Source organism: Pseudorhodobacter sp. MZDSW-24AT (genome assembly GCF_002794355.1).
Classification (GTDB): domain Bacteria; phylum Pseudomonadota; class Alphaproteobacteria; order Rhodobacterales; family Rhodobacteraceae; genus Pseudotabrizicola.
The window spans coordinates 240,790-249,907 of sequence record NZ_PGOI01000013.1 but is presented as its reverse complement, the minus strand read 5'-3'; the positions used below and the strand labels follow the sequence as shown (position 1 = coordinate 249,907).

The window sequence follows — 9,118 nt, the reverse complement described above, 5'->3', positions numbered from 1 at the left end:
TTGATCTTGAGGATCAAGGCGGCATCGGACTTGGCCCGGGCTGACGCCCGGTGAGGATCATATGCGATGGCCCGCGGGTCAGAATAGGTCCCCTCTCGGCAAAATTGCCTTGCAATTCGCCTGCCGGGCTAGGAACGGGGCGATTTGTAGAATTTTTCACATCGGCTCGACCCCGTATGTTCCGCGGTGTTCTTCAATGAAAGCAGTCATTTGCGAAACGGGCGGTCGAGCCGCTACAGGCAGTGCTGAAGCAATGCCGCACTGCCTTCCGCACCATCGCAAAATACGCTGACGCCTTCTTCAGAATCTCGTTGGCTTGACGGAGTTCGCGCACCTCACGCTCCAACTCCTTGATCCGGACGTTCTCAGCCGTCGTCTGACCCGGCCGCTCGCCACCAGCGCGCTGAGCTTGACGCAGCCAAACCCAAAGGCTGTCCGGCGAACAACCCGATTTACCTGCAATCGCCGTCAGCGCGGCAGCTTCGCTTTGATACTCATCGCGGTGTTCCACGACCAGCCGCACCGCGCCTTCTCGGAACTCGCGTGAATACGGCTTCGCGGTCTTCTTCTGTGATGTCTGTTCCATAACGGGCAATTCTCCGAAAGTTTTGCCCTCCGGCAAACCCGGGGCGGTTCAGACAGATGCGCCAAAACCTTCCTCTCCGCCGTCGCTCTCGTGGCCACCGTCTTGTTCTGGCTGTGAAAATGCATGAGTCTGGAGTCTAGGGAATCTGCGAAGCTTCGCGGTGCCGGGAAGACCCGGTCCCGCTCTCGGCCCGTTCTGATGCCGTGATGCCATATCCGATTATTGTGGCGCGAGCCGAAGCGGTCGTGAACCCATGAGTGGTCGCTATCCGATCCATGTGCCCTCGTTCAGGCTGTTGCCAAGAAACGACAGGCCCGAATGAAGCCCTTCGCGCGTGATGGGGCCGCCAAGGCAGATGCGCAAATGGTCATCTGGCGCGCCTGAGACGGTAAAGGCATCCGAAGGCATCAGCCCGATCCCACGCCCGTTCATCCGGCCCATGACCTCGGCCCGGCCGATGCCTTCGGGCAGCTTGAGCCACAGGTTGAAGGCGTGGCGGTCCGAAGCAAATTCGAACCCCTGTAACAGCCGACCGGCAATGTCCTGGCGGGCGGCGCTTTCGGCGCGGATGAAGCGGCAGATGCGGTCGGCGGTGCCGTCCTCGATCCAGCGCGTCACCAGCGCCATCGCTATTGGAGAGGCCATCACATTCGCCACCCGCAGCGTCTGGGCAAGCTGGAAGGCTGACCGGCTGTCGGGGGCGATGGTAAAGGCAAGACGCAGGCCAGCGCCAATGCACTTGGCCAGCCCCGTGATATGCCACGTCAACTCGGGCAGCAGCGTCGCAAAGGGCGCGGGGGCGTTTGGCTGAACAAACCCGTAGGCGTCATCCTCGATCAGTGGCAGGCGATAGCGCCGCAGCGTTTCCGCAATCTCCATCCGGCGCGCGGCGGGAATTGTCAGCGTGGTGGGGTTGTGCAGGGTCGGGTTGAGATAAAGCGCCTTGGGGCGATGCGTCTTGATCCCGTCGGCAAGCGCATCGGGCAGGATCCCCGCCCCATCGGACGGCAGGCCGATCAATTCGAGCCCGGCCCGCGCGGCAATCGCCCTTATGCCGGGATAGGTGATCGCCTCGCACAGGATGGTGTCACCCGGCGCGGCCAAGGTCTGAAGCACGGCCATCATCGTGGCATGGGCCCCCGGCGTGACAGCAATGCGATCAAGATTGGGCACCATCCCCCGCATCGACAACCAGGACAAGGCGGCAGAGCGATCCATCTCTGACCCGACCGTGGATTGATAGCGCAAGAGCGCCACCAGATTGGCGCTGACCGTTTCCAACCCCTGCCGCATCGCCGCCAGAAGTGCCGGATCTTCGGGCTCTGGCGGCAGGTTCATCGCCAGATCCTGTTCGCGCGCACGGCGTGGATCGGCCACTGGCCCTACGGCACCGGGGCGCGCGCGCACAAAGGTGCCGCGCCCGACATGGCTTTCGACTAGGCCACGTGACTGCGCCTCGGTATAGGCGCGGCTGATGGTGGTAAAATCCAGACCCAGCACATCCGCAAGCCGCCGCTGCGGAGGCAGTTGCGCACCCGCCGTCAACACCCCGCTGCTGGCATCCCGTTCGATTGCATCAGCGATTTCCAGATAGCGGGGCTTGCCGCTTGTGCCAAATCTGGGCACCCAAGATGTCATTGCACGCTCCGACTGTGGGAAATTGACTGCATATGTATGTATCAAGAACCCGCGACAAGGCTGCAAGCTGATTCTGGGTAAAACGTGAAAAATGCCTGCGATCATGCAAGATTTACACGCAGTCCAGCGGCGAATCCGCTCAGAAATGCATCAAGCGACAGACAGCGTATGTTAAATTGTATGGAAAATTGATTCAAGTATTGGCTGGATGGTGGGGGCGATGATCCTTGTCTCATATCCCATCCAGACAGGAGAGGCCGATGCCCACAGTCACCAAAGATGCCCACAAAGCCGGAGACTATTTTGTCGATTACGAAACCAAGGTTTTTGAGGACGTAAAGGCCGAGCCGGGCGAAAAGGCACTGGTGACCTTTCACACCATGGCCTTCGAAGGCTCCATCGGTCTGGTCAACATCCTGAACGCGATCCGCCTGACCAAGAAGGGATACGAGACGTCGATCCTGCTTTATGGCCCCGGCGTTCTGCTGGGGGTGCAGCGCGGCTTTCCCAAGATCGGGGACGAGGCGTTCCCCGGCCATCAGAACTTCAACAAGAACCTTGAGCGCTTCATGGCCGAGGGCGGCAAGGTCTATGCCTGCCGCTTTGCGTTGCAGGCGCTTTACGGCAGCGGGGAACCCGCGCTGATCCCCGGCATCACCCCGATCATGCCGCAGGACGTGCTGGACTGCATCCTGCTGCACAAAAAGGCCAATGCGGTGATCATCGACACCTGGACCGTCTGATTGTCATGGCCCCCCCCTGTCCGGGGGGGCAATCTGTGCCCTTGCCGGAGAAGACCATGCCCCCCAAACCCGTCGTGCGCGCCGCCGCCGTGCAGATCGCCCCCGACCTGACCTCTCGCGCTGGCACGATGGAGCGAGTGCTGAACGCGGTCACCGAAGCGGCGGACAAAGGGGCCGAATTCATCGTCTTTCCCGAAACCTTCGTGCCCTTTTACCCTTACTTCAGTTTTGTTCTGCCCCCTGTGCAGCAGGGGCCAGAGCATCTGCGGCTCTATGAAGAGGCGGTCACCATCCCGTCGGCGGAGACGCGCACGCTTTCCGAAGCGGCGCGCAAACGCGGCGTTGTGCTGGTGGTGGGGGTGAATGAACGCGACCACGGGTCGCTTTACAACACGCAACTCATCTTTGATGCGGATGGCACCTTGGCGCTGAAACGCCGCAAGATCACGCCGACCTATCATGAGCGGATGATCTGGGGCCAAGGCGATGGCGCGGGGCTGAAGGTGGTGGAGACCGCCGTAGGCCGCGTGGGCGCGCTGGCCTGTTGGGAACATTACAACCCGCTGGCCCGCTATGCGCTAATGGCACAGCATGAGGAAATCCACGCCGCCCATTTTCCCGGCAGCCTCGTCGGCCCGATCTTTGGCGAACAGATCGAGGTGACCATGCGCCACCATGCGCTTGAGGCCGGGTGTTTTGTCGTCAACGCCACCGGTTGGCTGACCGAAGATCAGATCGCGTCGATCCACCCTGATCCAAAGCTGCAAAAGGGCCTGCGCGACGGTTGCATGACCTGCATCATCACGCCCGAAGGCCGCCATGCCGCGCCGCCTTTGACTGGGGGGGAGGGCATGGTCATCGCCGATCTGGACATGAAGCTGATCACCAAACGCAAGCGGATGATGGACAGCGTGGGCCATTATGCCCGCCCTGAACTCTTGCGCCTGCTGCATGACACCCGCCCGGCCGTGCCGCGGCAGGACTGGACCCCCGAACCGTTAGACGTTGAGGAGCAGAGCCATGCTTGACGCAGACCTGATCAACGAATTGCAGACCCGCGGTGCGCGGCTGGTGGACCCTTCGGTCGGCCACGAAAGCCGCCGTGGGGGCGCGGGCCCGTCGGACCACAAGGCGATGACGCTGGCGGGCCAGACGGTGATGGTGCCGGTCCACACGGCCCCGGCCTTTGACAGCCCCTATGTGATCGACGCGCCCGATGGCACCAAGGGCGAGGCGCGCGTGCTGCGCAACGGGGCCGAGGTGGGGCGCATCAACTTTCCCGCGCGGCCCCGGTTCTATGACCTGACCACCGCGGATGGCATCCCCTATTCCAAGATCGCGGTGCTGCATGGCCGCGATGTGCTGGCAACCACTGTGTTGCAGACCTGCATCCGCTACGAATCCCGCAAGAAGACCTGTCAGTTCTGCGCGATCGGTCAGAGCCTTGCCGCCGGGCGCACCATCGCCCACAAGACGCCCGCACAACTGGCCGAGGTCGCCCGCGCGGCGGTCGAGCTGGACGGCATCAAGCATATGGTGCTGACCACCGGCACGCCAAAGGGGCCGGACCGGGGGGCCGCCATCCTTGCCGACAGTGCGCGGGCCATCAAGGCGGCGGTCGATCTGCCGATTCAGGCGCAGTGCGAACCGCCCGAGGATGACATCTGGCACCAGCGCATATTCGATGCCGGCGTCGATACCCTTGGGATGCACCTGGAGGCCGTGACGCCCGAGGTGCGCGCCCGGATCATGCCGGGCAAGGCGACGGTGCCGCTGGAGAAATACTTCTCCAGCTTCAAGGCGGCGGTGCGGGTTTTCGGGCGCGGGCAGGTCTCAACCTATATCCTTGCCGGTCTGGGCGACACCGCCGAAGCGATCCTTGAGATGTCGGAAAAGCTGGTGCGCATGGGGGTTTATCCCTTTGTGGTGCCCTTCGTTCCGATCTCGGGCACCCCCTTGGAAAGCCACCCCGCCCCGTCATCGGCTTTCATGGCGTCGATCCTGGAGCCTTTGTCGCGGATGACGGTGAGCGGCGGATTGCAGGCCAGCGACATCAAGGCAGGCTGCGGCAAATGCGGCGCCTGCTCGGCCCTGTCGACCTATGAAAAGATGAGGCAGGCATGACGCATCAGACATCAGAGGCGCGGTTTTTGCAAAGCTATCGCATCTGTGCCGCGCAGGAGGCATGGATGAAGCAGGGGGCCGCGCGGCTGCGGGCGCAGGTTTTCGTGCAAGAGCAGGGGGTGTTTGCGGGCGATGACCGTGATGGCATCGACGCGGTTGCCTTGCCTTTGGTCGCGATTGCCGAGGACGCGACGGGCGGGCCGCGTGTGGTGGGCACCGTGCGCATTCACGAGCCGGAACCGGGCATCTGGTGGGGCTCGCGTCTTGCCGTTGCGGCAGAATGGCGGCGGGTCGGCAAGTTGGGGTCGGAACTGATCCGGCTGGCGGTCGGCACGGCGCGGGCGCGGGGGGCTGTGGAATTTCACGCCCATGTGCAGCGCCAGAACGTGCCCCTTTTCCGCCGCCTGCATTGGACCACCACGGCCGAGCTTGATCTGCACGGCCGCCCCCATGCCCATATGCTGGCAAGCCTTGTGCATTATGCCCCGATCCCGGACCCGGCCACCGGCTGGCAGGTGATGGCCCCCGGTCCGGTGGAGGAGGGGGCATGACCCTTCACGCCTTGGCGGCAGGCCTTGCCGCGCATCCGTCGATCCTGGGCAAGCTGGACATCGCGCAGGCCACGCGCGGGCTGGGGCTGACCGGCGACAGTGCCGGCCAGCCGGGCGATGATGCCGCCGCCCTGCCACGCCCCGAAGGCGGCTGGGATCTGTTTGCCGCCGAAGGGTTCATCCCCGGCTTTGTCGCGGATGATCCGTGGTTTGCAGGCTGGTGCGGCGTCATGGTCAACCTGTCCGATATTGCCGCGATGGGCGGGCGCGCCACCGCCATCACCGACATGATCTGGGCCCCCGATGCCGAAAGCGCTGCCTCCCTGCTGGCCGGGCTGACACAGGCCGCGCAGGCCTACGCCGTGCCCATCGTCGGCGGGCATACGAACCTGCGCGCGCCTGCACTGAACCTCGCCGTGGCCGTTACCGGACGGGCGCAGGCGCTGATCTCCAGCTTTGCCGCGCGCCCCGGCGATGCGCTGATTGCGGCGGTTGATTTGCGCGGGGGTTGGCGGCCGCGGTTTGACAACTGGTTCGCCGCCGCGGACGCGCCCCCATCCCGCTTGCAGGGCGATCTGGCACTGCTGGCCGATCTGGCCGAAGCGGGCCTTGTGCGAGCGGGCAAGGACATCAGCCAAGGCGGTATCATCGGCACCAGTCTGATGCTGGCCGAATGCTCGGGCTGTGGCTTTGACATCGACCTTGCCGCGGTGCCGATGCCGCACGGCACCGATGCCGCCCGCTGGCTGCGCGCCTTCCCGAGTTTCGGCTTCCTTTTGTCCGTCGCGCCCGACAAGGCCGCAGAGGTCTGCGCCCGGTTCGCCGCGCGCGATCTGGCCGCTGCCGTGATTGGTCAGGCCACACCCGGAACCGCCATCGACCTCTGCCAAGGGGCCGATCGTGCCCGATTTTGGGATTGGCAGACGCGCCCTTACCTGGGCCTGCACGCAGATGCGGTGGCCCATGCCTGAGGTGATCTTTCACATCCGCTGGCCGGATGGCACCGAAGAGCGGTGTTATTCCCCCTCGACCATCATCCATGACCATCTGACCGCCGGGCACAGCTATCCGCTGCGCGATTTTGTGGCCCGTGCCCGCGCAGGGCTGAACGCCGCCTCTGACCGGGTGGCGGCGCGCTATGGCTTTGCCTGTTCCAGCGCGATGGACCAGCTCGCGCGAATCGAGGCCACCGCCAAACGCCACCGCCCCGACGGCCCGCCCGTAGTCTGCCTCTCCCTGTCATGAAAGCGATTCCGATGCCGCACAGCGATGTATCCCATGTTTCGGTCGTCATCATCGGGGGCGGTCAGGCGGGCCTGTCGGTCAGCTGGTATCTGACCCGCGCTGGCATTGACCATGTGGTGCTGGAACGCCACCGCGCCTTTCATTCCTGGCGCGAAAACCGATGGGACAGTTTTTGTCTGGTCACCCCGAACTGGCAGTGCCGCTTGCCGGGTCATCCCTATCAGGGCGACGATCCCGACGGGTTCATGCTGCGCAACGAGATCGTGGATTATCTGGACGGCTTTGCTGCCAGCTTTGATCCCCCCTTGCGCGAAGGCGTGTCGGTCACCCGCGTCAGCCCCGTGCCGGGCGGTTACCGCGTGGAAACCACGGCCGGCGTCTGGACCTGCGCGCAGGTGGTGGTGGCGACAGGCGGCTACGACCAGCCGATCGTGCCGCCCTATGCCGGTGCCATCGTGCCGGATGTGATGCAGATGCACTCCGCCGATTACCGTCGCCCTGCGCAACTGCCTCCGGGCGGCACGCTGATCGTGGGCACCGGCCAGTCTGGCGTGCAGATCATGGAAGACCTGCACCGCGACGGCCGCGACGTGCATCTGGCGGTGGGTCCGGCCCCGCGCAGCCCGCGCAAATATCGCGGGCGCGACGCCACGGATTGGCTGCATGACATGGGCCATTACGCCATCACCATCGACCGCCACCCCGACCCGATCAAGGCACTGACCCAGACCAATCACTACATGTCTGGCCGCGATGGCGGCAAAGAGATCGATCTGCGCCGCTTTGCGCGGGACGGGGTTCATCTTTACGGCTCGCTTGCCGGGGCCGATGGCACACGCCTGCGTTTCCTGCCCGATCTGGAAAAGAACCTCGACGATGCCGACCGCAGCTATTGCGGTATCCGCGACCAGATCGACGCATGGATCGCCACCCAAGGCATCGACGCGCCACCCGCCCCACCGTTCGAAAAGGTCTGGCGGCCCGAGGCGGCAGTAACCGAGATCGACTGCGCCGCGCTTGGCATCACCTCCATCGTCTGGGCCATTGGCTTCCGGCCCGATTATGGCTGGCTCGAGGTGGATTGCTTTGATGCCCAAGGCCGCCCGCTGTATCGCCGTGGTGTGACGGACGTGCCGGGGGTCTATTTCATCGGTCTGGGCTGGCTGAACACCTGGGGATCGGGCCGGTTCCTCGCGGTGGCGGATGATGCGTGCTATCTGGCCGAACAGATCGTGCAGCGTGCCCGGGCCGGGGCGCAGGCCGCAGAATGAGGCATGAATCCTTTCCCTCCCCCGCGCGCATGGCGCAGCTTCGGCTTGGCATGGCGCAATGCGGGTGGCGCGGCCTGTCAGAAGGCTGGCTGCTCCGGCATCTGGGCGATGTGCATTGGGCCCAGATCGCCCAAGCCATGGGCCAGAGCGTGGCTGTGTTTCACGATGAAGACGGCGCTCCGGTCTATGCCGCCTTCTGCGCCATCGCCGTCAATGTGGCACAGCCTGCGCTGGCGAGGCCCGGAGCCATTTTAAACATCGGCTCGTGGCTGCGGCGGCTGTCGACCACGCGGCTGATCTCGTTCCACGACCTGTCCATCGACGGCTTGCCCTTTGGCGATGTGACAATGATCACCACCTTCGTGCGCCATGATGCGTCACGGCGGAATGCACAGATCCAGAGGGTGCAGCCGCGCGGCGTGCTGCGCGTGCCGATGATGGACCCCGGGGCTGATGCCGGGCTGGTTGACGAAGCGGCACAGCTCATCCGCAGGCTCAAGGCAGACGGCCCCCACCCGGAGCCCGTCGGTGAAATCGATGTGACCCCTTGTCCCACGACCGATTTCAATGCCGCAGGGCTTCTTTACTGCGCAAGTTACCCTGCCTTGGCAGACCGCGCCGAATGGGCTCTGATGCGGCAGGTCTCACAAGGTTTTCTGATCCGTCGTCGTATCGTGTTTCTGGGCAATGTGGATCCGGCCGAGCCACTTTTCGCCCGCCTGTGGTGCGATCCGATGCGGGCCGGAGGGCATCACATCACCCTTGCCGCGCAGGACCGGCTGATCGCGCACGTCAGCACCCAGAAAATGGCCTGAGCACCGCATCTGTCGTGTGGCCCGATTGTCTTCAAACCTATGCGTCCGCCCTTCGCATCCCTGGACCAAGCCCGTGACGGAGAGACGCGGGCGCAGGTGATCTTCTCCGTGCAGGGCTGACCTGTCTTAGGCACCGCCAAGCGCG

General features: G+C 64.3%; 10 protein-coding genes and 1 other annotated feature. Of the genes, 8 read left to right on the top strand and 2 right to left on the bottom strand.

Translation table 11 applies throughout. The features are described 5' to 3' along the window. Positions 1-135: 135 nt before the first annotated feature. Positions 136-290: a sequence feature (AL1L pseudoknot), on the bottom strand. Further along, positions 194-586 carry a transposase gene (locus CUR21_RS17910; protein ID WP_100198424.1) on the bottom strand — a complete coding sequence of 131 codons (393 nt, stop codon included), beginning with the start codon at positions 584-586 and terminating at the stop codon, positions 194-196. (Overlaps the previous feature by 97 nt.) 264 nt (positions 587-850) lie before the next feature. Then, a complete protein-coding gene (locus CUR21_RS17905; RefSeq protein ID WP_100198423.1) occupies positions 851-2,224 on the bottom strand; it encodes a PLP-dependent aminotransferase family protein in 1,374 nt (457 codons plus the stop codon). 260 nt (positions 2,225-2,484) lie between these two features. Between CUR21_RS17905 and CUR21_RS17900 the strand changes: the two genes are divergently transcribed. Genes CUR21_RS17900 through CUR21_RS17865 form a run of 8 tightly spaced genes read left to right on the top strand, consistent with a single transcriptional unit; the run spans position 2,485 to position 8,973 of the window. After that, positions 2,485-2,967: an MSMEG_0572/Sll0783 family nitrogen starvation response protein gene (locus CUR21_RS17900; RefSeq protein WP_100198422.1), complete on the top strand. Its 483-nt coding sequence runs from the start codon at positions 2,485-2,487 to the stop codon at positions 2,965-2,967. Between the two features lie 56 nt (positions 2,968-3,023). Further along, positions 3,024-3,995, top strand: coding sequence for a Nit6803 family nitrilase (locus CUR21_RS17895; protein WP_100198421.1), 972 nt, complete (start codon positions 3,024-3,026; stop codon positions 3,993-3,995). Then, positions 3,988-5,091 (top strand): MSMEG_0568 family radical SAM protein, encoded by a 1,104-nt coding sequence (locus tag CUR21_RS17890; protein WP_100198420.1) that lies wholly within the window; start codon positions 3,988-3,990, stop codon positions 5,089-5,091. Before CUR21_RS17895 ends, CUR21_RS17890 begins: the two co-directional genes overlap by 8 nt. Then, positions 5,088-5,642 (top strand): MSMEG_0567/Sll0786 family nitrogen starvation N-acetyltransferase, encoded by a 555-nt coding sequence (locus CUR21_RS17885; protein WP_100198419.1) that lies wholly within the window; start codon positions 5,088-5,090, stop codon positions 5,640-5,642. Before CUR21_RS17890 ends, CUR21_RS17885 begins: the two co-directional genes overlap by 4 nt. Beyond that, the gene (locus tag CUR21_RS17880) at positions 5,639-6,613 is read left to right on the top strand and encodes a sll0787 family AIR synthase-like protein (RefSeq protein ID WP_100198418.1); all 975 of its coding nucleotides are present in this window, start codon (positions 5,639-5,641) and stop codon (positions 6,611-6,613) included. Before CUR21_RS17885 ends, CUR21_RS17880 begins: the two co-directional genes overlap by 4 nt. Next, positions 6,606-6,887: an MSMEG_0570 family nitrogen starvation response protein gene (locus CUR21_RS17875; RefSeq protein WP_100198417.1), complete on the top strand. Its 282-nt coding sequence runs from the start codon at positions 6,606-6,608 to the stop codon at positions 6,885-6,887. The genes CUR21_RS17880 and CUR21_RS17875 overlap by 8 nt, the downstream gene beginning before the upstream one ends. An 11-nt stretch (positions 6,888-6,898) precedes the next feature. Beyond that, positions 6,899-8,158, top strand: coding sequence for an MSMEG_0569 family flavin-dependent oxidoreductase (locus tag CUR21_RS17870; RefSeq protein ID WP_100198416.1), 1,260 nt, complete (start codon positions 6,899-6,901; stop codon positions 8,156-8,158). Further along, positions 8,155-8,973 carry a Pnap_2097 family protein gene (locus tag CUR21_RS17865; protein ID WP_100198415.1) on the top strand — a complete coding sequence of 273 codons (819 nt, stop codon included), beginning with the start codon at positions 8,155-8,157 and terminating at the stop codon, positions 8,971-8,973. The genes CUR21_RS17870 and CUR21_RS17865 overlap by 4 nt, the downstream gene beginning before the upstream one ends. Positions 8,974-9,118 lie beyond the last annotated feature (145 nt).

Coding starts and splice junctions, on each gene's coding strand:
- CUR21_RS17910 (WP_100198424.1), bottom strand. CDS start 586: ATGGAACAGACATCACAGAAGAAGACCGCGAAGCCGTATTCACGCGAG.
- CUR21_RS17905 (WP_100198423.1), bottom strand. CDS start 2,224: ATGACATCTTGGGTGCCCAGATTTGGCACAAGCGGCAAGCCCCGCTAT.
- CUR21_RS17870 (WP_100198416.1), top strand. CDS start 6,899: ATGCCGCACAGCGATGTATCCCATGTTTCGGTCGTCATCATCGGGGGC.
- CUR21_RS17865 (WP_100198415.1), top strand. CDS start 8,155: ATGAGGCATGAATCCTTTCCCTCCCCCGCGCGCATGGCGCAGCTTCGG.
- CUR21_RS17880 (WP_100198418.1), top strand. CDS start 5,639: ATGACCCTTCACGCCTTGGCGGCAGGCCTTGCCGCGCATCCGTCGATC.
- CUR21_RS17890 (WP_100198420.1), top strand. CDS start 3,988: ATGCTTGACGCAGACCTGATCAACGAATTGCAGACCCGCGGTGCGCGG.
- CUR21_RS17885 (WP_100198419.1), top strand. CDS start 5,088: ATGACGCATCAGACATCAGAGGCGCGGTTTTTGCAAAGCTATCGCATC.
- CUR21_RS17895 (WP_100198421.1), top strand. CDS start 3,024: ATGCCCCCCAAACCCGTCGTGCGCGCCGCCGCCGTGCAGATCGCCCCC.
- CUR21_RS17900 (WP_100198422.1), top strand. CDS start 2,485: ATGCCCACAGTCACCAAAGATGCCCACAAAGCCGGAGACTATTTTGTC.
- CUR21_RS17875 (WP_100198417.1), top strand. CDS start 6,606: ATGCCTGAGGTGATCTTTCACATCCGCTGGCCGGATGGCACCGAAGAG.